This is a genomic window from Dactylosporangium sp. NPDC000244, from assembly GCF_040300725.1.
Classification (GTDB): Bacteria; Actinomycetota; Actinomycetes; order Mycobacteriales; family Micromonosporaceae; genus Dactylosporangium.
On sequence record NZ_JBEPEH010000024.1, the window covers coordinates 29,286 to 49,633 of the forward strand.

21 protein-coding genes are annotated in these 20,348 nt (G+C 72.2%); 9 read left to right on the forward strand and 12 right to left on the reverse strand.

Annotated features, from left to right (window positions below; all coding sequences use genetic code 11):
• Positions 1-94: 94 nt before the first annotated feature.
• The 4 genes from ABT369_RS31685 to ABT369_RS31700 are packed head-to-tail and all read left to right on the forward strand — an operon-like array spanning position 95 to position 3,731.
• Positions 95-2,341 carry a sensor histidine kinase gene (locus ABT369_RS31685; protein WP_350617581.1) on the forward strand — a complete coding sequence of 749 codons (2,247 nt, stop codon included), beginning with the start codon at positions 95-97 and terminating at the stop codon, positions 2,339-2,341.
• Positions 2,342-2,356: 15 nt separating this feature from the next.
• Positions 2,357-2,776, forward strand: coding sequence for a roadblock/LC7 domain-containing protein (locus tag ABT369_RS31690; protein ID WP_350617582.1), 420 nt, complete (start codon positions 2,357-2,359; stop codon positions 2,774-2,776).
• A 9-nt stretch (positions 2,777-2,785) separates the two neighbouring features.
• The gene (locus tag ABT369_RS31695) at positions 2,786-3,172 is read left to right on the forward strand and encodes a DUF742 domain-containing protein (protein ID WP_350617583.1); all 387 of its coding nucleotides are present in this window, start codon (positions 2,786-2,788) and stop codon (positions 3,170-3,172) included.
• Positions 3,153-3,731, forward strand: coding sequence for a GTP-binding protein (locus tag ABT369_RS31700; protein ID WP_350617584.1), 579 nt, complete (start codon positions 3,153-3,155; stop codon positions 3,729-3,731). Before ABT369_RS31695 ends, ABT369_RS31700 begins: the two co-directional genes overlap by 20 nt.
• Before the next feature lie 12 nt (positions 3,732-3,743).
• On the opposite strand, the gene ABT369_RS31705 is transcribed toward ABT369_RS31700, so the two are convergent.
• Genes ABT369_RS31705 through ABT369_RS31755 form a run of 11 tightly spaced genes read right to left on the reverse strand, consistent with a single transcriptional unit; the run spans position 3,744 to position 15,735 of the window.
• On the reverse strand, positions 3,744-5,291 hold the full coding sequence (locus tag ABT369_RS31705; protein WP_350617585.1) for a class I adenylate-forming enzyme family protein: 1,548 nt from the start codon (positions 5,289-5,291) through the stop codon (positions 3,744-3,746).
• Entirely contained in the window at positions 5,288-6,793 is a 1,506-nt protein-coding gene (locus tag ABT369_RS31710; RefSeq protein ID WP_350617586.1) for a class I adenylate-forming enzyme family protein, read from the reverse strand. The genes ABT369_RS31705 and ABT369_RS31710 overlap by 4 nt, the downstream gene beginning before the upstream one ends.
• Positions 6,793-7,287 carry a VOC family protein gene (locus ABT369_RS31715; RefSeq protein ID WP_350617587.1) on the reverse strand — a complete coding sequence of 165 codons (495 nt, stop codon included), beginning with the start codon at positions 7,285-7,287 and terminating at the stop codon, positions 6,793-6,795. The genes ABT369_RS31710 and ABT369_RS31715 overlap by 1 nt, the downstream gene beginning before the upstream one ends.
• Positions 7,288-7,307: 20 nt before the next feature.
• Entirely contained in the window at positions 7,308-8,204 is an 897-nt protein-coding gene (locus ABT369_RS31720) for an SDR family NAD(P)-dependent oxidoreductase (RefSeq protein WP_350617588.1), read from the reverse strand.
• Entirely contained in the window at positions 8,201-9,385 is a 1,185-nt protein-coding gene (locus ABT369_RS31725; RefSeq protein ID WP_350617589.1) for an acetyl-CoA acetyltransferase, read from the reverse strand. The genes ABT369_RS31720 and ABT369_RS31725 overlap by 4 nt, the downstream gene beginning before the upstream one ends.
• Complete coding sequence (locus ABT369_RS31730; RefSeq protein WP_350617590.1) at positions 9,375-10,757, reverse strand: zinc ribbon domain-containing protein; 1,383 nt, start codon at positions 10,755-10,757, stop codon at positions 9,375-9,377. Before ABT369_RS31730 ends, ABT369_RS31725 begins: the two co-directional genes overlap by 11 nt.
• A 5-nt stretch (positions 10,758-10,762) precedes the next feature.
• A complete protein-coding gene (locus ABT369_RS31735; protein ID WP_350617591.1) occupies positions 10,763-11,554 on the reverse strand; it encodes an ABC transporter ATP-binding protein in 792 nt (263 codons plus the stop codon).
• Positions 11,551-12,426, reverse strand: a complete 876-nt coding sequence (locus tag ABT369_RS31740; protein WP_350617592.1) for an ABC transporter permease — start codon at positions 12,424-12,426, stop codon at positions 11,551-11,553. Before ABT369_RS31740 ends, ABT369_RS31735 begins: the two co-directional genes overlap by 4 nt.
• Before the next feature lie 5 nt (positions 12,427-12,431).
• A complete protein-coding gene (locus tag ABT369_RS31745; protein ID WP_350617593.1) occupies positions 12,432-13,355 on the reverse strand; it encodes an ABC transporter permease in 924 nt (307 codons plus the stop codon).
• The gene (locus ABT369_RS31750; protein ID WP_350617594.1) at positions 13,352-14,206 is read right to left on the reverse strand and encodes an ABC transporter ATP-binding protein; all 855 of its coding nucleotides are present in this window, start codon (positions 14,204-14,206) and stop codon (positions 13,352-13,354) included. Before ABT369_RS31750 ends, ABT369_RS31745 begins: the two co-directional genes overlap by 4 nt.
• Positions 14,207-14,208: 2 nt before the next feature.
• A complete protein-coding gene (locus ABT369_RS31755; protein ID WP_350617595.1) occupies positions 14,209-15,735 on the reverse strand; it encodes an ABC transporter substrate-binding protein in 1,527 nt (508 codons plus the stop codon).
• A 192-nt stretch (positions 15,736-15,927) separates the two neighbouring features.
• Here ABT369_RS31755 and ABT369_RS31760 point away from each other — a divergent pair, with 192 nt between their 5' ends.
• From ABT369_RS31760 to ABT369_RS31770, 3 genes are read left to right on the forward strand one after another with little or no spacing between them, the layout of a single operon-like run.
• Positions 15,928-16,653: an enoyl-CoA hydratase/isomerase family protein gene (locus ABT369_RS31760; RefSeq protein WP_350617596.1), complete on the forward strand. Its 726-nt coding sequence runs from the start codon at positions 15,928-15,930 to the stop codon at positions 16,651-16,653.
• Positions 16,650-17,465 (forward strand): VOC family protein, encoded by an 816-nt coding sequence (locus ABT369_RS31765; RefSeq protein ID WP_350617597.1) that lies wholly within the window; start codon positions 16,650-16,652, stop codon positions 17,463-17,465. Before ABT369_RS31760 ends, ABT369_RS31765 begins: the two co-directional genes overlap by 4 nt.
• Positions 17,462-17,977, forward strand: coding sequence for a flavin reductase family protein (locus ABT369_RS31770; RefSeq protein WP_350617598.1), 516 nt, complete (start codon positions 17,462-17,464; stop codon positions 17,975-17,977). The genes ABT369_RS31765 and ABT369_RS31770 overlap by 4 nt, the downstream gene beginning before the upstream one ends.
• Before the next feature lie 19 nt (positions 17,978-17,996).
• Here the strand turns inward: ABT369_RS31770 and ABT369_RS31775 are convergent, their stop codons facing one another.
• Positions 17,997-18,494, reverse strand: coding sequence for an aldo/keto reductase (locus ABT369_RS31775; RefSeq protein WP_350617599.1), 498 nt, complete (start codon positions 18,492-18,494; stop codon positions 17,997-17,999).
• A gap of 203 nt (positions 18,495-18,697) precedes the next feature.
• Between ABT369_RS31775 and ABT369_RS31780 the strand changes: the two genes are divergently transcribed.
• Together ABT369_RS31780 and ABT369_RS31785 are read left to right on the forward strand one after the other, a co-directional pair.
• Positions 18,698-19,912 carry a helix-turn-helix domain-containing protein gene (locus tag ABT369_RS31780; RefSeq protein ID WP_350617600.1) on the forward strand — a complete coding sequence of 405 codons (1,215 nt, stop codon included), beginning with the start codon at positions 18,698-18,700 and terminating at the stop codon, positions 19,910-19,912.
• A 78-nt stretch (positions 19,913-19,990) separates the two neighbouring features.
• Positions 19,991-20,305, forward strand: coding sequence for a hypothetical protein (locus ABT369_RS31785; protein WP_350617601.1), 315 nt, complete (start codon positions 19,991-19,993; stop codon positions 20,303-20,305).
• Positions 20,306-20,348: the final 43 nt, after the last annotated feature.

Genomic DNA, 20,348 nt, shown 5'->3' on the forward strand with positions numbered 1-20,348 from the left:
GCTAGCGTGCCCCAGTGCTCCGGAGGCCGGCGTTGTCCGATATCAATGCATCACCGCTCCGGCCGGTTCAAGAAATGCCGACTGGGACGGTGTAATGGCTTCCCGCAGTTCACGGCTCCGCACGAAAATCACCGCCCTGCTGCTCTCGCTGACCGCGCTCTGGGTGTTCGCGGCCTGGGTGACGCTGCGCGAAGGCATCAACCTCCTGTGGGTCCAGACCTACAACAGCCGCATCTACGAGCCGAGCGAGCCGCTCCTGCTGCAGCTGCAGGTCGAGCGGCGCATGTCGATGGTGTTCCTGGGCAACGCCGGGGCCGTCCAGCGCGCTGATCTCGACGCCCAGCGCCGCAAGGTCGACGACCTGGCCGCCGAGTTCCGCGGCTCAGCGCTGAGCCGCTGGGCCGAGATCGCGGCCGACGCCGAGCTCGAGGGCCGCATCGACCTCGTCGTGCACAACCTCGACCAGCTGCGGTCCACCCGCGCCTCGATCGACGCCCGCACCGTCGACCGGGCCGCCGTGTCAGGCGTCTACACCAGCGCGGTCGAGTCGATCTTCCAGGTGTACTACTCCCTCGGCAAGCTCGACGACCAGGCCATCGCCGACGACACGGTGACGCTGATCCAGCTCAACCAGGTCCGCGAGCTCGTCGCCCAGGAGGACTCGCTGCTGGCCGGGGCGCTGGCCGCCGGCCGGTTCACCGACGCCGAATACGGCCAGTTCGCGCAGCTCGTCGGCGCCCAGCGGTTCCTCGCCGGTCAGGTCGCGGCGAAGCTGCCCGCGGCCGACAAGGCCCGCTACGACGCGGCGGTGACCGACGGCGAGCTCACCCGCCTGCGCCAGATCGAGGACCAGGTCATCTCCGGGTCGCGCACCAGCCTGCGGCTGCCGGTCGACGCCAACGGCTGGAGCGCGGCGACCGAGGCGGCCCAGAAACGCATCCTCGACATCGTGCTGCAGGGCGGCGACGCGGTCGTGCAGCGCGCGGCCCCGGTCGCGATCGGGGTGGTCGTCCGGCTGCTGCTCGCCGCCGGGCTCGGGCTCATCACCGTCATCGCCTCGATCATCGTCTCCATCACCACGGCCCGTGCGATGCTGCGCCAGCTGGAGCGGCTGCGCGACGCGGCCCGCCGCCTCGCCACCGACCAGCTGCCCGGCGTCGTGGCCCGCCTCGGCCGCGGCGAGACGGTCGACGTGGCCGCCGAGGCGCCGCCGCTGGAGTTCGGCCACGACGAGATCGGCCAGGTCGGCCACGCGTTCAACGCGGTGCAGGAGACCGCCATCCGCGCGGCCGTCGAGCAGGCCGAGCTGCGCCGCGGCATCCGCGACGTCTTCCTCAGCATCGCCCGGCGGTCCCAGTCGCTCATCCACCGCCAGCTCTCCCTGCTCGACGGCATGGAGCGGCAGGAGGCCGACGCGGCCAAGCTCGACCACCTGTTCCGGGTCGACCACCTCGCCACCCGGATGCGGCGCAACGCCGAGAACCTCATCGTGCTGGCCGGGTCGAGCCCGGGCCGGGTGTGGCGCCGCACCGTGCCGATCGTCGACATCGTGCGCGGCGCCGTGGCCGAGGTCGAGGACTACACCCGGGTCACCGTGCACCAGCTGGGCCCCGCCGAGCTCGCCGGCCGGGCCGTCAGCGACGTCATCCACCTCATCGCCGAGCTCGTCGAGAACGCGCTGTCGTTCTCCCCGCCGCACACCGAGGTCCACATCAAGGGCCAGCCGGTCGGCAACGGCTACGTCCTGGAGATCGAGGACCGCGGCCTGGGCATCGGCGCCGACGAGCTCGACGAGCTCAACCGGCGCATCGCCAGCCGCCCCGAGTTCAACCTGACCAGTGCCGCCCGGCTCGGCCTGTTCGTGGTGAGCCGCCTCGCCGACCGGCACGGCATCCGGGTCCAGCTCAAGGAGTCGCCGTACGGCGGCACCACGGCCATCGTGCTGATTCCGAAGGGCCTGCTCGACGACGCCGCCCCGGCCGGTGACGGGCCCGCGGCCGGGCTCGTCGCCGCCGGCGCACCGGTGGCCGCGGACCGCGGGGCGCAGCCCGGGGCACCCGCGCCGACGCCGGCGCGGCCTTCCGCCGTCGCCCTGGCCGAGGCCCCGGAGCCGGTCCACGACGCCGAGTTCACCCCGACCGGGCTGCCGGTCCGGGTGCGGCAGGCCAACATCGCCGCGCCGCTGCGGGAGGAGCCGCGCGAACCCGGACCGGCCGGGCCGCCGGCGGGCCCCGACCCGCAGCAGGTCCGCAGCCGTATCGCGTCGTACCAGGACGGGAGCCGCCGGGGACGCGCCGGCCGTCCTCGGCCCGCCGACGACTCCACGCCGCCCGAGGCCTGACGTAAGGGGACATCTGTGGCACCGCACATCACGGCCAACGCGGACCTGACCTGGCTGCTGGACGACTTCGTCGGGCGCGTCGACCACGCGCAGCACGCGATCGTGCTGTCGGTCGACGGCCTGCTCAAGGCGTCGTCGCAGGCCCTGGGCCGGGACGACGCCGAGCACCTCTGTGCGATCGCGGCGGGCATCCAGAGCCTCGCCCGGGCCGCCGGCAAGCGGTTCGACGGCGGGCCGCTGCAGCAGACGATCGTGGAGATGCAGCGCACCTCGCTGCTGGTGACCACGGCCGGCGACGGCTCCTGCCTGGCCGTGCTCGCCGGGGAGGAGGCCGACCTCGGCCTGCTCGCCTACGAGATGGCGATGCTGGCGACCCGGGCCGGGAAGTACCTCGGCTCGCCGCCCCGGCTGCACGAACCGGCTGAAGGAGTGTGACCCGAGCCGATGACCGACCGCGACGAGCCGAAGGACGACGAGTGGGTCGACGACCACGCCGGCCCCGTCGTCCGCCCCTATGCGATGACCCGCGGACGGACGCGGCCGAGTCGCGGCACGTTCAACCGCATCGCACAGGTGACGGCGGCCGTGACGGTCACGACGCCCGACGTCTGGATGGAGCCCGAGCACCTCGCCATCCTGCGGATGTGCCGGCACCCGCTGTCGGTCGCCGAGCTGGCGGCCCATCTGGACCTGCCGCTGGGCACGGTCCGGGTCATGCTCGGCGATCTGCTCGACCGGCACCTGGTCCAGGTGCGTGAACCCGATCCGGCCGGGACGCATCCCAGCGCGGACATCATCGAGGCGGCGATCAATGGCCTACGGGCACTCTGACGACGTCCCCACCGCGATCAAGATCCTGATCGCGGGCGGGTTCGGCGCGGGCAAGACCACGATGGTCGGTGCGGTCAGCGAGACCGGGCCGCTGCGCACCGAGGAGGTCCTCACCGAGGCCGGTGCCGGCGTCGACAGCCTCACCGGCGTGGAGACCAAGTCGACCACCACGGTCGCGCTCGACTTCGGCCGGATCACGATCAGCCCGCAGCTGGTGCTGTACCTGTTCGGCACGCCCGGCCAGGACCGCTTCTGGTTCATCTGGGACGAGCTCGCCCTCGGCGCGACCGGCGCGGTCGTCCTCGCCGACACGCGCCGCCTCGCCGACTGTTTCCCGTCCATCGACTACTTCGAGCGGCGCGGCACCCCGTTCGTCGTCGCGGTGAACTGCTTCGACGGCGCGCGGCAGTACGAGCTCGACGAGCTGAAGCTCGCCCTGAACCTCGAGTCGGACGTCCCGATCGTGCTGTGCGACGCCCGGCAGCGGCAGTCCGGCAAGGACGTGCTCATCGCCCTGCTCCAGCACGCGGCCCGCGTGGGCGCCGCCGTCACCGCCTGACGCCCCTTGCCGTCAGGTGGTGGGCGTGTACGTCCAGTCCGGGGTCATCGACGGGCGGAGGTCGCGCAGGGTGCGCTTGAGGACCTTGCCCGACGGGTTGGTCGGGAACTCCTCGACGATGTAGATCTCCTTCGGGACCTTGAACCGGCCGAGGCGCTCGCGGGCGTGGGCGATCAGCGCCTCCGGGGTCAGGCCGGGGCGGCCGATCACGAACGCGACCGGGACCTCCTGCCACTTCGGGTCGGGGGCACCCACGACCGAGGCGGCGAGCACGAGCGGGTGGTCGGCCAGGACGTTCTCGATCTCGGCGCTGGACATGTTCTCGCCGCCGCTGCGGATCATGTCCTTGAGGCGGTCGCGGATGTACAGGTAGCCGTCCTCGTCGAAGCAGCCCACGTCGCCGGTGTGGAACCAGCCGTCGCGGAACGCGGTGGCGGTCGCGTCCGGGTCGTCGAGGTAGCCGGGGCTCACCTTGGGGCCGCGCGCCACCACCTCGCCGTCGACCCCGACGGGGACGTCGTTGTCGGAGGCGTCGACCACGCGGACCTGGACCCACGGCACCGGGATGCCGACCGAGCCCTGCTTCGACTCCATGTGGGCCGCGTCCAGATAGGTCAGGCCGCTGCAGGTCTCGGTCAGCCCGTACCCCTCGATGAGCCGCGCGTTCGGGAAGAGCCCGCGGGCCACGCCGAACAGGGCCGTGGTCACCTGGGAGTAGATGATCCAGCGCACCGAGGACAGGTCGGCCGCCTCGGACTCGCTCGCGCGGCGGACCATGTCGAGCATGGTCGCGGCCATGACCATGCCGGTGATCCGCTCGGACTCGATGGCGTGCAGCACGGCGGCCGGGTCGAAGCGGCGCTGCAGCACCATGCAGCCGCCCACGTGCCAGATGCCGTAGCCGGGCAGGTCCGTGCCGCCGACGTGGTACAGCGGCGCGAAGTTGAGGATGCGATCGCCCGCGCGCAGGCCCAGCTCGACGATCTGGGCGTGCATGTTCATGTTCACGTTGCCGTGGGTGAGCATGACGCCCTTGGGCAGGCTCGTCGTCCCGGACGTGTAGATGATGCGCTGGAGGGCGTCGTCGCCCAGTTCGGCGTCCGGCACACGGGCACCGCTGTGCCGGGCGGTGAGCGCGCGCAGGTCGGTCCAGTCGGCGTCGATCGGCTCGAGCGCGAACCGGCGTACGCCGGGCAGGGCGGCGCAGGCCGCCGCGGTGAGCGCGGCGAACTCGGGCACCGTGGCGACAGCCTGGACCCGCGCGTGGCCCAGCAGGTGCGCGAGCTCTCCGGCGGTCAGGCGGTAGTTGAGCGGTACGAACACCGCACCGATCTTCGACAACGCCAGCGAGAGGATCAGGAACTCGGGCACGTTGTTGGCGATGATCGCGACCCGGCTGCCCTGGCGGACGTCCAGGTCGAGCAGCCCGGCCGCGAGCGCGTTCACGTCCGCGTCCAGCTGGGCGTGGGTCCAGCGCCGGCCCTCGAACACCAGGGCGTCCTCGGCCGCGAAGCGGCGCGCGTTGCCGGCGAGCATCGCGGCGATGTTCGCGGTCGTCATGAGGTCTCCCGCAGGTTCTTCTTGAGCACCTTGCCGGAGTCGTTGCGGGGCAGCGACTCCACGATCTGCACGTACTTGGGCACCTTGAACTTGGCCAGGTTCGCGAGGCAGTGCGCGCGGACGTCCTCGCCGGTGGCGCGGGAGGCGGGGTGCAGGATGACGAACGCCTTGGGCACCTCGTCCCACTGCGGGTCCGCGACGCCGATGACCGCGACCTCGGCGACGTCCGGGTGCTGGGCGATGACGCGCTCGACCTCGGCGCTGGCGATGTTCTCCCCGCCGGACTTGATGAGGTCGGTGCGGCGGTCGACGAACCAGAGATAGCCATCGGCGTCGATCCGGCCGACGTCGCCGGTGAGGAACCAGCCGTCGCGGCGGGTGCGCTTGGTGGTCTCCTCGTCGCGCCAGTACCCGGGCGAGATCTTCTCCCCGCGCACGATGATCTCGCCCTCGACGCCGGGCGCGACCTCGCGGAAGGACTCGTCCACGATGCGGATGTGCACGCCGGGGAACGGCGCCCCGAGCGCGCCCAGCTTCGAGTCCTCGTGGGCGGCGTCCATGTAGGTGGCGCCGTTGCAGCACTCGGTCATGCCGAACGTGTCGATGAGCCGCACGTGCGGCAGCCGCGCCTTGACCTTGCGCCGGACGCTCGGGGCGACGCCGGCGAAAAGCAGGTACCGCAGCGCGGAGAGGTCCGGCGCCGGGTCGAGGTCGAGCATCCCGAAGAGGATCTGCGCGGCGAGCACCATGCCGGTGATGCGTTCCCGCTCGGCGATCGCGGCGATGTCGGCGGCCTTGAACGTCGGGGTGAGCACCATCGTGGCGCCCGCGACGAAGACGGCGAGGCCCGGCGCCTCCAGGCCGGAGACGTGGAACAGTGGCGCCGAGACGAGGATCCGGTCCTGCTGGGTGAGCTCGAGCTCGAGGACCTGGGCGCGGTGGTTGGCGGCGACGTTGCCGCACGTGTGGATGACGCCCTTCGGGTGGGCGGTGGTGCCGGAGGTGTACAGCAGCCGGTGCACATCGCCGGGCGCCTTCTCGGCATCGGCGATGCGGATCCCCCGCGGCTGCCCCGCGAGGAGCGCCTCGAGGCGCTGGGCGCCGGCCACCATGGAGGAGCCGTTGGCGACCAGCACCCGAAGGCCGGGCAGGGCCTCGGCGACGTCGGCGAAGTCGTCGTCGTAGAGCAGCGCCGCGATGCCCGCCTGCGAGATGACGTAGGACTGCTCGGTCGCGTGCAGCCGCCAGTTCAGCGGCACCGCGATCGCGCCGATGCGGCTCAGCGCGAGCAGCTCGATGACGTAGGTGGCGGTGTTGCGGGCGAGGATCCCGACGAGGTCGGCGGCGGTGATGCCGGCCGCGAGCAGGGCCGCCGCGTGCCGGTCGGTCTCGGCGTCGAGCTCGGCGTAGGTCCAGCGGGCGTCGCCGTCGACCAGCGCCTCCCGGTCCGCGCGGCGCAACGCCTGGACCCGCAGCACCTCGGCGAAGTTGCTGGTGGCCATCAGCTGCCGTTCTCGGCCCGGTAGGCGAGGATCTCCTCGCGGCTGGGCAGCGACACGAACTCCAGCAGGTTGCCGTCGAGGTCGCGGGCGGCGAAGGCGGTGATGTACCCGTAGTTCTCCAGCAGCACCCGGTTGGGCTTGCCCAGCACCTCGGCGCCGAGGTCGGTGATGCGCCGGTGCAGGTCCTCGATCTCGTCCAGCGGCACCTCGAAGCTGAGCAGGAACGTGCCCAGCTCGAGGTGCCCGCCGGTCGCGGTGCGGGTCTTGGTGCCGTTCCACTCGATGAGCTCGAGCTGGCCGACGCGGCTCGGCCCCTGCATGTACTGCACCTTGCCGGTCGTCCCGGCGGGCAGCCCGAGCGAGACCTCGATCCCGGGTCCGCCGACGTCGCTGCGCAGGGTGCGGCGGTAGCCGAGCGCCTGTTCGTAGAAGTCCGCGGCCCGCTCGACGTCCGAGACGGTCATGGCCACGTGATGCACTTCGGAGACCGGCATGGGGTGTAAGCCTTTCCGTTTTACTGGGAGAGAACCTTCTGGATCAGCTCGATCTCGTCGGCGCCCGACGTGGGGACGATGAAGTCGTCCAGGCGGCAGATGTCGTCGAGGTTGGCGAGGATGTCGTCGGGCTTCGCCGGCTCGCGGCCGGAGTACCAGCCGGGCGTGACGCCGAGGAAGATGCGCCCGACGCGGCCGCCGCCGACGGTGAGGATGTGCCGGTTGATCTCGCACTGCTCGGAGGCGAGGAACGTGCCCACGGCGGCGACGTGGCGCGGGTCGAACCGGTCGGCCAGCTCGCCGAGCAGCCCGTCGGTCATCCGGGTGGCCGCGGTCGGCGCGATGGTGTTGACGAGGATGCCGCGACGGGCGCCCTCGAGGGACAGCACGTGCATGAGCCCGATGAGGCCGGTCTTGGCCGCGCCGTAGTTGGCCTGGCCGAAGTTGCCGAGCAGGCCGGACGACGAGCTGGTGAGCACGATCCGGCCGTACCCCTGCCCGGCCATGAGCGGCCAGGCGGGGCGCAGCACGTTGAACGCGCCGGTGAGGTGCACGTCGATGACGGACTGGACGTCGTCGTCGGAGAGCTTGGCGATGGTGCGGTCGCGCAGGATGCCGGCGTTGTGGATGACGGCGTCGACGCGGCCGAAGGCGTCCATGGCCCGGCGCACGAGCGCGGCGCCCCCGTCCGGGGTGGCGATGGAATCCGTCGAGGCTTCGGCGGTACCGCCGGCTGCTCTGATCTCCTCGACGACGCGCTCGGCCGCGCCGCCGCTGCCGGTTCCGTCGAGGGCCCCGCCGAGGTCGTTGACCACGACCTGCGCGCCGTGCTCGGCGAGGGACATGGCGTGGGCGCGGCCGATGCCGTTGCCGGCTCCGGTGACGATGGCGACGCGGCCGTCGAGTCGAACGCTCATCGCTCGCTCCCCAGGACCGCGACGAAGGCCACGCACGAGCCGGGCTGGCCGCCGAGGTTCTGGGCGACGGCGAGCCGGGCGCCGGGCACCTGCCGCTCCCCCGCCTCGCCCCGCAGCTGGGTGAAGCACTCGAACATCATCCGCAGCCCGGTCGCGCCGATCGGGTGGCCGAACGACTTCAGGCCGCCGTCGGTGTTGACCGGCAGCGCGCCGCCGAGGTCGTAGCGGCCGTCGAGGATGTCCCGCCAGGCCTTGCCGCGCTCGGAGAACCCGAGGTCCTCCATGAGCACCACCTCCGTCGGGGTGAAGCAGTCGTGCACCTCGGCGAGCGAGATCTGCGTCGCCGGGTCGGTCACGCCGGCCTGCTCGTAGGCCTGCCCGGCGGCCGCGACGACCTCCGGGAACGTGGTGAAGTCGTAGCCGTCGGTGGCCAGGCCGGCGCCCGAGCCCGCGACGAAGCCCATACCGCGCAGGAACACCGGCTTGTCGGTGTAGCGGTAGGCGTCCTCGGCCCGGACCAGGATCGCGGCCGCGGCCCCGTCGGAGACGCCGGAGCAGTCCATGACGCCGAGCGGTCCGGCGATGCGCGGGCCGCGCTCGACCGCCTCGGCGGTGACCGCCTTGCGGAACTGGGCCCGCGGGTTGAGCGCGCCGTTGGCGTGGTTCTTCATCGCAACCCGGGTGAGCGCGCCGCGCAGGCCGCGGTCGTCGACGCCGTAGGCCTCCTGATACGCCGGGGCCAGCAGCGAGAAGCCCGCCGGGGCGGTCCAGTCGACGTCGGTACCGTCGGCCGGCGGGTACACCGCCGAGAGCCCCGACTGCGAGGCGTCCTTGAGCTTCTCGACGCCGGTCGCCATCACCATGTCGTAGGCGCCCGACGCGACGGCGAACGCCGCGTTGCGGAACGCCTCCGAGCCGGTGGCGCAGTAGTTCTCGACCCGGGTGACGGGCTTGCCGACCAGCCGCAGCGGCCGGGCCAGGGTCTGCCCGGACATGCCCGAGCCCTGGGTGCCGACCCAGAACGCGTCGATGTCGTCGAGCGCGACGTCGGGCAGCGAGCCCACGCACTCGTGGACGGCGTCGACGAGCAGGTCGTCGGCGGAGGAGTTCCAGTGGTCGCGGAACGGGGTGCAGCCCATCGCGACGATCGCGACGTCGTGGGCCATGCGCCTACTCGCCATCGGTGGCGGTGTCCTTTCCCGGGCGAGGCCCGCACGCAAGCTTCCAGAAGTAGTTGTGGATCCCGTCGGTCGTCCACATGCGGCGGAACGTCGGGGTCATCGCCGTGCCGACCGCGATCTCGCCGGCGTCGGCGGTGGCGTAGGCGCTCAGCCGTCCGCCGCCCTCGAAGTCGACGACCACGATCGCCACGTCGGACTCGGGCATGGTGGTGAGGTGGTCGCGGGTCACCGACACGACGGTCGCGGTCTTGTCGCGCAGCGAGACCTTGGCGGTGCCGTCGCCGGCGATCCCGCAGGCGGCGCAGACCCGGCTCGGCGGCGTGGTGACCTTCCCGCAGGCGCCGCATTGGCTGCCCTCGAGGCGGTACTTCCACCCGGCGCGCCGGTGCATCGGCGGCGACGCGGGCGCGGGCGCCGCGGGGCGGGACGGGCCCTGCACGTCGAGCAGGCCCCGCCAGCGCAGGTACCGCCCGTAGCCGATGGTCTGCCGCGCCTCGAGCTGCTCCCGCACGGACGGCCCCGAGCGGGCCTCGCGCACGCCGTCGCCGACCCGGAACACGAACGCGTCGGCGCCCTCGGTCGCGGAGACCAGCAGGATGACCTGCCCCGGCTCGGCCTGGTCGAGCGCGTCGGCCAGCAGCAGCCCCGGGTGCGCGGCGCCGGTGAACCCGGTCGCCTTCTCCAGGTCGCCGGCCTCGCTCGCGGCCCCGAGCGCGCGGCGCAGGGCCGCGGCCGCGCGGACGTTGGAGGAGGAGACGACGACATGGTCGGCCGCGTCGAGCCCGGCCTCGGTCAGCGCCCGGCGGGCCGCTTCGAGGCCGGCCGCGGCGAGGATGTCGGCGGTGAACCGCTCGTCCCACACCCGGTCGTGGCGCTCGCCCGGCAGCCGCCAGCGCTCCAGGAGCTCGGTGGTGTGCCCGGCGCGAGCCAGGAGTTCGGCGGCGCGTCCGGAACCGCCGGTGAACGCGGCCGCGGCGTCGCCCTGGGCCAGCTCGTCGGGGGCGCCGGGGCGGGTGGTGCGCAGGTCGGCCAGGGCCGCGCTGCCGCCGGCCCGGACGACGAGGTCGAGCGCGGTGGCGCCGGAGCGGTGCCCGCGCAGGTCGAGCGCGATCACCCCCGGGTCCAGGCCGAGCGCCTCGTGCACGACGCCGGCGGAGGTCTTGGCCTCGTACGGGGCGCTGGTCGTGGCCAGCAGCAGGCGGTCTTGCGGCAGCGGCAGATGGCGTGCAACCTCGACGGCCATCGTGATGACGTCCTCGTCGAAGCCGGCCACGGACCGGGCGATGCCGCGCGGCCGGGGCGGGCCGTCGAGGCTGTTGTCGGTGAGCGCGTACGCCGGGAGGTAGGCCGCGTAGGCGTCGATGCCTGCCATGCTTGTCAGCTCCAGGAGGGGATGGCGGCGAGCAGGCGCTGGGTGTACTCCTGCTCCGGGTGGTCGAGCACGTGGGTGACGTCGCCCTGCTCCACGACCCGCCCGGCGCTCATCACCGCGATCCGGTCGCACAGGTCGCTGGCGAGCATCAGGTCGTGGGTGACGAAGAGCAGGCCGATGCCGAGCTCGTCGACGAGGGTGCGGAACAGCCCGACGACCTTGGTCTGGGTGGTGACGTCGAGCGCGGTGGTGCACTCGTCGGCGATGACCAGGGAGGGCCGGGTGACGACGGCGAGGCCGATGGCGACGCGCTGGCGCAGGCCGCCGGAGAGCTGGTGCGGATACGCGGCCAGGACCCGGGCGGTGTCGGTGATGCGCATCTGTTCCAGCACCTCGACCGAGCGCCGCTCGACCTCGGCCTTGGTGATGCCGGGGACGTGGCGGCGCAGCACCTCGGCGAGGTGGGTGCGGACCTTCATGAGCGGGTTCAGGGAGCGCGAGGCGTCCTGGAAGACCATGCCGACCGCGGTGCCGCGGACCTTGCCGGTGCGGTCGGCGCCGGGGGCGACGATCTGCTCGCCGGACAGCTCGATCGAGCCGTGCTCGACGCGCACGTTGCGCTCCAGCAGCCCGACGACCGACCGGGCGAGGGTCGTCTTGCCGCTGCCGGACTCGCCGACGACGCCGACGATCTCGCCGCGGCCGATGCGCAGGTCGACGTCGTCGAGCAGCGGCACGTCCCGGTCGCCGACCCGGGCGGTGATGGACAGCCCGGCCACATCCAGCAGGCTCGTCATCGCTGCCTCTTCCGCGGGTCGTGGTGGGTGAGCAGGGCGTCGCCGAGCAGGTTGACCAGCACGACGAGGACCGTGATGGCCAGGCCGGGGAAGAACGCGATCCACCACGCCTGGCTGAGCTCGTTCTGGCCGGACGCGAGCAGCGACCCCCAGCTGATCATCGGCGGGACGACGCCGAGCCCGAGGAAGCTCAGCGCGCTCTCCACGAGGATCGCGGTGCCGACCTGCAGGGTGCCGAGCGCGACGATGGTGCCGGCGAGGTTGGGCAGGATGTGCCGGAACACGATCCGCGCCTCGGAGGCCCCGGCGGCGCGCAGCCCGAGCACGAACTGCCGCTCCCGGATGGCGAGCGTGGCCGAGCGGGTGACCCGGGCGCAGATCGCCCAGCCGGTGAGCGACAGCACCAGGAACAGCACGGGCAGGGAGCTGCCCCGGTTGGAGATGATCGCCAGGGCGATGAGGATGAACGGCAGGGCCAGCTGCGCGTCGATGAGGATGGAGATGAGCCGGTCGACCCAGCCGCGGAAGTAGCCGGCGAGCAGGCCGAGCAGCGTGCCGGGGCCGATCGCGACGAACGCGCCGACCAGGCCGATGACGATCGTGAGCCGGCCGGCGGAGACGAACTGGGTGAGCACGTCCTGGCCGAGCTTGTCGGTGCCGAGCGGGTGCGACCAGGAGCCGCCGCCGAGCCAGCCGGGCGGGCGCCGGGTGGCGGCGAGGTCCTGCCCGGTGTCGGGCAGCAGGCCGGTCAGCGGCAGGACGAAGACGGCCACGACGATGACGGCGATCGGTACGGCCAGCCAGAACGCCGAGGTCCGGCGTCGTTTCGGCGCGGCGGGGCGGACATCGGGCGCGAGCGCGACCTCGGTCACGGCGGTCACCTCACCCTCGGGTCGACGATCGAGTGGATGACGTCGACGAGCAGGTTGAGCAGGACGAAGACGAGGGCCCCGAAGACCACGATCGCCTGCACCAGCGGGAAGTCGCGGAACTGGATGGCCTGCAGCGCGAGCTGGCCGAGGCCGGGCCAGGAGTAGACGTACTCCACCGCGACCGCGCCGGAGAGCAGAATGCCGGTCTGCAGCACCACGATGGTGAGGATCGGCATCATCGCGTTCTTGAACGCGTGCCGCCACACGACCCGGCGCCGCAGGATGCCGCGGGCGCGGGCGGAGTCGATGTAGGGCTCGGCGAGCGCGTCGCTCATCGAGGCCCGGGTGAGCCGGGCGATCTGGGCCATGGGGTAGACGGACATCGTCAGCGCCGGCAGCACGAGATGGGCGGGGGTGCCCGACTGCCCGGCCGGCAGCCAGCCCAGCCGCACGGCGAAGAGCACCACGAGCATCATCCCGAACCAGAACACCGGCACCGACTGGCCGAGCAGGGCCAGGGTCGAGGCGGCCCGGTCCCACCAGGTGCCCTCGCGGGTCGCGGCGAGCACGCCGAGCGGCACGCCGACGAGCACGGCGAGGGCCATGCCGGCCGCGACGAGCTGCAGGGTGAACGGCAGCCGGTCCATGATCATGGAGGTGTTGGACTGGTAGAACTGCAGCGACTGGCCGAGGTCGCCGGTGAAGACGCCCTTGAGGTAGTCGAGGTACTGCACGAGCAGCGGCCGGTCGAGGCCGAGCTCGTGGCGCAGCTCGATGCGCTGCTCCTCCGGGGCCATGGGGCCCAGGATGGTGGCGGTCGGGTCGCCCGACAGCCGGCCGAGCAGGAACGCCATGCTCAGCGCGATGAGCAGCGACGCGAGCAGCGCTGCCAGGCGGCCGCCGATTCTGCGGATTGTGCTGGCCTTCATCGGCGGGCCCTCCAGCGCGCGCCGGGCATGGCGGCCAGCAGCTCGCGCGTGTAGTCGTTCTCGGGTTCGGCGAAGACCCGCTCGCACGGGCCGGACTCGACCACCTGGCCGCGGTACATCACGTGCACCGTGTCGCAGACGGAGCGCACGACGGCCAGGTCGTGGCTGATCATGAGCAGGGCCGCGCCGGTGGCCGTGCGGATCTCGCGCAGCAGGGCCAGTACGTCGGCCTGCACGGAGACGTCCAGCCCGGAGGTCGGCTCGTCCGCGACGATCAGCCGCGGGCGCATGAGCAGGGCGCGGGCGATGCACACCCGCTGGGCCTGGCCGCCGGAGAGCTGGTGCGGGTAGCGCTCCAGCAGCTCGGGGGCGAGCCGGACCCGGCCGAGCAGCGCCGCGTCGTCGATCCAGGCGGTCCGCTTCGGCTGCAGGGCCCGCAGCTCCTTCAGGCCGGAGCGCACGGACTGGCGCGGGTCCAGCGAGCCGTGCGGGTCCTGGAATACCACCTGGACCTCGGGCCGCAGCCGGCGCAACTGCTTGCGGCCGACCGAGGACAGCGAGTGCCCGAGCAGGCGGATGTCGCCCCCGCCGCGCGGGCCGAGCCCGGTCGCGGCGAGGGCGAGCGTCGTCTTGCCCGAGCCGGACTCGCCCACGACCGCCACACTCTCGCCGGCCTCGATGCGCAGCGACACGTGGTCCACGGCCCGGAAGATCTCGCCGGTCGTGCGGTTGCGGTGATCGACGACGAGCTGGTCGACCACCAGGACGGGTGCGTCGGTCTCGGGGGTGCCGGGGCGGCGGGCCGCGTCGCTGATGCGGCCCGCCACCTCCGTCTTCGCTGCCTCGGGCATCGTCAGTGGGTCGTCTTGGTGAAGTCGACGGTGTTCAGCGGGCCGAACACCACGCCCTTGACCCCGGCACCGGTCGCGTAGTTGAAGATCTGCCGGTACAGCGGCACGTAGCAGTGCTTGTCGACCACGCCGATCGTGTTGAGCTGCTCGTAGATCGGGGCGGCGGCCGCGGCGTCGGTCTGCTCCAGCGCCTTGGTGGCCAGGTCGTCGATCTGCGGGTCGGCGCAGTTGCCGGTGATCGACTTCGTCCGCATGAAGCCGGAGACGAAGTAGTCGGGCGAGGCGACGTTCGGGACGCCGGCGAAGATCGCGATGCCGGGGACCTGACGGCCGACGACCCGCTTGACCAGCGTGCCGTAGTCGATCGGCACGTAGCTGACCTTGAAGCCGGCCTTCTCCAGCGCGCCGCCGACGGCCTGGCTGACCTCGGCGATGTTGGTGTACTGGTTCGCCGGGTAGGTGATCTGCACGGCCGGCGCCGCGGAGCCGACGAGCTCCTTGGCCTTGGCCGGGTCCGCGGTCACGCTCGACGCCGGCTTCGAGCCCGGGTTGATGTTGAGCAGCCCGGAGTCGGCGACGGCCTGGCCGTCGAAGATGCCCTTGACGATCGCGTCGCGGTCGATGGCCAGGGCGGCCGCCTCCCGCAGCTTCGGGTCGTCGAACGGCGCCTTGGTCGAGTCGAGGAACGCGATGATCTTCATCGCGGTCTCGGTGCTCACCACGTTGATGCCGGCCTTCTTGGCCTCGCTCGTCTGGGCGGGCGGCAGGTCGAAGGAGACGTCGACGCTCTTGCTCTGGATCAGGGCCAGGCGCTGGGACGCCTCATTGGCCCAGGTGAACGTGATGCCGCTGTTCTGTGCCTTGTTCGGGCCCCAGTAGTTGTCGTTCTTCTTCACGGACATGTCGCGCCCGGCGTGGGCGCCCGCCCACACGTAGGGCCCGGTGCCGATCGGGTCGGCGGCGAAGCCCTCCGAGCCCTTCTCCTTGTAGTAGGCCGGCGGCACCAGGTAGACCGTGGTGAGCAGGTCCGGGTAGTTGTACTGCGGCGTCTTCGTCTTCATCACGACCGTGGTCGCGTCCGGCGCCTCGATGCTGGCGACGTTGGTGAAGTACGACTTCAGCTGGGACGACGGCGCGTCGCGGGTCAGCGTCAGCGTGTTGGCGACGGCGGCCGCGTCGGCCTTCTCGCCGTTGCTGAACGAGACGCCGTCGCGGACCTTGAAGGTCCAGGTCGTCGGGTCGGTGCGGGTCCAGCTCGTCACGATGCCGGTGTCGACCGGCTTGAGCGACGAGTCGGTGTTGATCAGCGGCTCGAGCATCGTCGCCCAGACGATCTGGGCGGAGCGCGCGCCGACGATGGGGTCGAGGGTGGCCGGCTGCGCGGCCAGCAGCGCCCGGATCGGGGCGGTGCTGGGGGTGTTGCCGCTGCTGGCGCCGGAGTCCGTGGTGCCGCCGCAGGCGGCCAGGCCGAGCGCTGCCACGGCAACCGTGGTGACCAGCGACAACGACCTTCGGGGGTGCTTCATCATTATCGATGTCCTTCACAGCGATGAGGCTGATGTGTCACTGCGAATCGAGCCCGTGACGCTCGCCACAAAGTACCGACCAGCCGGTATCAAGTCAACAGGTCGAACCGGTATCGCGTCCGTGACATCGGCGTGACAAACCGCCGGTCAGAGGCCTGCGTTGCCTTCATACCGACTGGTATGTATGATCCGGCCGTGCCCATCACCTTGACCCGCGAACACGACGGCCGCGTCGCCCGGGTGGGCTACGACAACGCCGGGCGCGGCAACGCCTTCGACGACCACGCGCTGCGCGAACTGGTCGCGGCCATGCAGTCCGCGGCGGCCCATCCGGCCTGCGCGGTCGTGCGGCTCGACATGGCCGGTCGGCACTTCTGCGGCGGCTGGGACACCTCCTCGTTCGCCGGCCTCGCGGGCGCGACGGCGGAGTCGGTCGCGGCCGGCCTGCGCGACAGCGACACCCAGCTCGGCCGCATCCGGGACCTGCCCGTCCCGGTCGTGGCCGCCGTCCGCGGCCGGGTCATCGGCTTCGGCGCCGGGCTGCTCGCCGCGCTGCACCTGCCCATCGCCGGGCAGAACGCCCGCCTGACGCTGCCCGAGGTCCGCTTCGGCTTCGCCCCGGCCGGCGTCGGCTTCACGATCGCCCGGCGGCTGCCGCGCCCGCAGGCGTACGCGCTGCTGACCGGCGTCACCGAGGCCACCGCGGCCGACCTGCTCGGCTGGGGCCTGGTCGCCCGCGTGGTGTCCGACGACGACCTCGACGCCGCGGTGGACGAGGTGGTCGCCGCCCTCGCCGCGGTGCCGGGCGACACCCTGCGCGGCGTCGTCGGGGTCGTCGAGGCCAGCCTGGCCACCGGCAGCCCCGAGCGCGCCTACGAGATCTCCGCCGCGACCATCACATCCCGGGAGGTTCACGCATGAACCACCGCTTCCACGCCGGTGAGGCCGTCTGGGTCGAGCTGTGCACCCCCGACCCGGACAAGGCCGAGCGGTTCTACGCGGCCCTGCTGGGCTGGTCGGTACGTCACGAGCCGCTCGGCAGCGGGACGTACCGGATGTGCAGCGTCGACGGCCGCGACGTCGCCGGCATCTCCGACGCCGCCGCCCTGCACGGCGGCCGCCCCCGCGGCTGGATCACCTACTTCGCCGTCGACGACATCGAGCGCTCCGCCCGCCAGGCGGTCGACCTCGGCGGCGAGCTGGTCACCCGCCCCCGCTACCTCCCGGCCGCCGGCACCGGCGGGGTCGTCGTCGACCCGTTCGGCGCGGTCTTCGGCCTCTACCAGGGCGAGTCGCGGGCCGGCGTCCAGGCGCTGAACTCGGTCGGCGCCCTGTGCTGGAACGAGCTGGACACCGGCGAGCCCGAGCGCTCGGTCCAGTACTACCGCTCTCTTTTCGGCTACACCACCCAGCAGCGCGACGACTCCCCCACGGCCCGCCCCTACACCGTGCTCATGCTCGGCGACGTCCCGGTCGCGGGCGTGCTGGAGCTGGACAACGAGTGGCCGAACCTGCTGCCGTCCAAGTGGATCACGTACTTCACGGTCGCGTCCCTCGACGCGGCCCTCGCCCGCGTCACCGCGCTCGGCGGCACCCCGACCGTCGGCCCGGTCGACAGCCCCCACGGCCGTCTGCAGCTGGTGAAGGACCCCGGCGGGCACACGCTGTGCCTGATCGAACTCGAAGGCGGGCTCCGCCCCGATCACCCCTCCGACCCGGCGGTGCAACGATGATGACTGAGCCCTTGTTCGACTCGGCCGAGTTCCGCCAGGTGTGCGGGCACTTCCCCACTGGGGTGACCGCGGTGACCGCCGTCGCGACCGACGGCGCCGTGGCCGCGCTGACCGTGAACTCCTTCACATCGGTGTCGCTGACCCCGCCGAAGGTCCTGTTCTGCGTCGCGACCTCGTCGTCGAGCTTCCGCGTGCTGATGGAGTCGCAGCGCATCGCGATCCACATCCTGAGCCAGGAGCAGGAGGACGTGGCCCGGCGGTTCGCCACCTCGGGCCTGACCGGCCCCGAGAAGCTGGGCGGCGTCGCCTGGGTCCCGGGCCCCGACGGCGTGCCCCTCCTGCCCGCCACCCCGGCCGTCCTGGCGGGCCGGCGCGACGAGGTCATCACGAGCGGCGACCACGTGATCGTCCTGCTCGACATCGACCACGTCCACCTGAAGCCGTCCCGGGTCCCCGCGCTGTCGTTCTACCGGGGCCGGTTCGTGGCCCCGAACGCCGACATCGCGGAGTGAACCGGAGCGCAGTGCCCGCTCAGGCGTTGGCGTAGCCGGGGATGCTGTCGCGGATGCGCTGCATCTCGGCCTCGTCGGAGACACCCTGGAAGTCGTACCGCGGGGTGTAGGGCCGCCGCAGGGCCGCGACCTCCTCGCCGGTGAGGTCGATGTCCAGCGAGGCCACGGCGTCGTCGATCTGGGCGATCGTGTTGGCGCCGACGAGCGGCGCGGTGACCACCGGGTTCCCGCGCAGCCAGGCCAGGGCGACCTGGGCCCGGGTGGCGCCGCGCTCGGCCGCGATCGTGCCGACGGCGTCGACGATCGCGCGGTTGGCGGCCTCCTCGGCGGGCGTGTACAGCATGTCGGCGAAGCCGCCGTCGGTCGCGGCCCGGGCGGTCGACTTCGCGTCGTCCCAGGCGCGGGCGAGCCGGCCGCGGGCGAGCGGGCTCCAGATGAGGGTGCCGACGCCCTCGTCGAGGCAGAGCGGGATCATCTCGCGCTCCTCCTCGCGGTACACCAGGTCGCAAAGCTTCACCGAATGCGCAGTGGCCGCGCGATGCTAGTTCTAGCACCTGAGGCTGCTAGCGCTAGCACCCGTACTAGCACCTGAAACGTGAGCTGATCAGGACGTTAGCAGCCAGCAGCCTTTCGCGGCGCTGGGCGTCGCCCCCGGTTTCGGCCGGGCTGCGGACCCCTCTGGGGTGCTAGATTCGCGGTGTCCGACGAGGGGAAACGTCGATGGCGCGCAACGAGGTCGATCCACGGTTCGGTGATCTGCTGCGCGCGTTGCTTGAGGCGCGGGGCATCTCGTACCGGGCGCTCGCCGCCCGGGTGTACCAGGGCAAGACCTACGTCCACGACCTTGCCACCGGCCGGGCCGCGCCAACCGTCGAGGTCGCTCAGCGGCTTGACGAGGCGCTGGACGCCGGGGGAGCGCTGGTCGCCCTGGTGCAGCCGCAGCCTGCCGTACCGCCTACCGCTCCGTCTGTTGACGCGGAGCTTGAGGCCATCGAGCTGGCCCGCCGGATCGAAGCGAGCGACGTCAGCGACGGCACCCTGACCCGCCTTGAGCAGGCGGCCGATCGAATGGCGATGAGCTATGCCGCCACCCCGCCGGCTGACCTGTTGCCGCAGGTCCGGCGGTACCTCGGCTACGTGACCGGCCTGGTCGACGCGCGGATGACGATCGACGCTCAGCGCCGCCTGCTCGTCGTCGGCGGCTGGCTCTCGCTCCTGGCCGCCACGCTGCACATTGACCTCCGGCAGCGACCGGCCGCCGAAGCCTGGCTGGCCACGGCGGAACAGATGGCCGCGCATGCCGGACAGGACGAGATCCGTGCGTGGTGTATGGAGACGCGGGCCTGGGATGTCTTGACGGACGGCCGGTATGCGGAGGCCCTTGCCTTGTCGCAGCAGGCGCGAGCACTCGCCCCGTCCGGCGGGTCGGCGCTCATCCAGGCGACCGCCCAGGAGGGCCGCGCCTGGGCACGAATGGGCAAGGCCGGGGAGACCCGCGATGCTTTGGAACGGGTCGCGCGGCTGGTGAGCAACCTGCCCACGCCGGAGCACGCGGAGCATCACTACCGCTACGACCCGGCGAAGGCCATCTCGTACACCGCTACGACCTTGGCCTGGGTCGGCGACCCGGCGGCGGAGGAGTTCGCCCGCACTGCCATCGACGAGCTGCTGTCCGAGCCCGGCGGCGTCCCACGTCCGCGTCGGGTCGCATCTGCCCGCCTCGACCTGGCCCTCGCGCTCCTGGCCGCCGATCGACCGGACGAGGCCAGCGCCGAGGCGCTGTCGGCGGTCACCTCGGGACGGATCGTCCCATCCAACTGGTGGCGCGCTGCTGAGGTCCTTGCCGGTGTGGAGAGCACCGGCGTCCGTGAGGCGAAGGACCTCCGCGACGCCTGCCTTGCATTCCGTCCGGCGCAGCGGGAGCTGACGAGCTGACTGTCCGCCGCGCCCGGACAGGCGCGGACATCGACGGACACCGCAGTTGTTCTCAACGCTCCCGGTGATCGCAAGACTGTGGATGAACAGCCGCTCACTGGACGTGGTGGCGGTGATCCGCAGGAGGTGTCCATGCAGGCTGGTGACGCTGCCGTTGAGACTGCGGAGCCGGTACGCATCGGCTCGCTCGACGTGCGGGGCGCTCGTGCCCGGATCGAGTTCGTCGATGACGACGTCGTCATGTTCGTCCACGACGGGGACTCCGAGATCGAGTTCTCGTCCGGCCTCGGCGGCACGTGGCGGGATGCCATCGCCGGTGCTCATGAGATCGCGGCGGTGGCGCTGATGTTCGCCGAGGAACTCGGTCGGCGGGGGCCACGCCGCTGCGGGTGACGCTCCCCGGCGTTTCTGCGGCTGAGATCCCGGGGGACGTGTC

Bases quoted from the DNA above. Each gene is read 5' to 3' on its own strand.
- ABT369_RS31715 (WP_350617587.1), bottom strand. From the start codon at position 7,287: ATGCCGGTCTCCGAAGTGCATCACGTGGCCATGACCGTCTCGGACGTC.
- ABT369_RS31725 (WP_350617589.1), bottom strand. From the start codon at position 9,385: ATGGCGAGTAGGCGCATGGCCCACGACGTCGCGATCGTCGCGATGGGC.
- ABT369_RS31755 (WP_350617595.1), bottom strand. From the start codon at position 15,735: ATGATGAAGCACCCCCGAAGGTCGTTGTCGCTGGTCACCACGGTTGCC.
- ABT369_RS31745 (WP_350617593.1), bottom strand. From the start codon at position 13,355: ATGAAGGCCAGCACAATCCGCAGAATCGGCGGCCGCCTGGCAGCGCTG.
- ABT369_RS31710 (WP_350617586.1), bottom strand. From the start codon at position 6,793: ATGGCCACCAGCAACTTCGCCGAGGTGCTGCGGGTCCAGGCGTTGCGC.
- ABT369_RS31765 (WP_350617597.1), top strand. From the start codon at position 16,650: ATGAACCACCGCTTCCACGCCGGTGAGGCCGTCTGGGTCGAGCTGTGC.
- ABT369_RS31780 (WP_350617600.1), top strand. From the start codon at position 18,698: ATGGCGCGCAACGAGGTCGATCCACGGTTCGGTGATCTGCTGCGCGCG.
- ABT369_RS31730 (WP_350617590.1), bottom strand. From the start codon at position 10,757: ATGGCAGGCATCGACGCCTACGCGGCCTACCTCCCGGCGTACGCGCTC.
- ABT369_RS31685 (WP_350617581.1), top strand. From the start codon at position 95: ATGGCTTCCCGCAGTTCACGGCTCCGCACGAAAATCACCGCCCTGCTG.
- ABT369_RS31700 (WP_350617584.1), top strand. From the start codon at position 3,153: ATGGCCTACGGGCACTCTGACGACGTCCCCACCGCGATCAAGATCCTG.
- ABT369_RS31695 (WP_350617583.1), top strand. From the start codon at position 2,786: ATGACCGACCGCGACGAGCCGAAGGACGACGAGTGGGTCGACGACCAC.
- ABT369_RS31735 (WP_350617591.1), bottom strand. From the start codon at position 11,554: ATGACGAGCCTGCTGGATGTGGCCGGGCTGTCCATCACCGCCCGGGTC.
- ABT369_RS31720 (WP_350617588.1), bottom strand. From the start codon at position 8,204: ATGAGCGTTCGACTCGACGGCCGCGTCGCCATCGTCACCGGAGCCGGC.
- ABT369_RS31770 (WP_350617598.1), top strand. From the start codon at position 17,462: ATGATGACTGAGCCCTTGTTCGACTCGGCCGAGTTCCGCCAGGTGTGC.
- ABT369_RS31750 (WP_350617594.1), bottom strand. From the start codon at position 14,206: ATGCCCGAGGCAGCGAAGACGGAGGTGGCGGGCCGCATCAGCGACGCG.
- ABT369_RS31705 (WP_350617585.1), bottom strand. From the start codon at position 5,291: ATGACGACCGCGAACATCGCCGCGATGCTCGCCGGCAACGCGCGCCGC.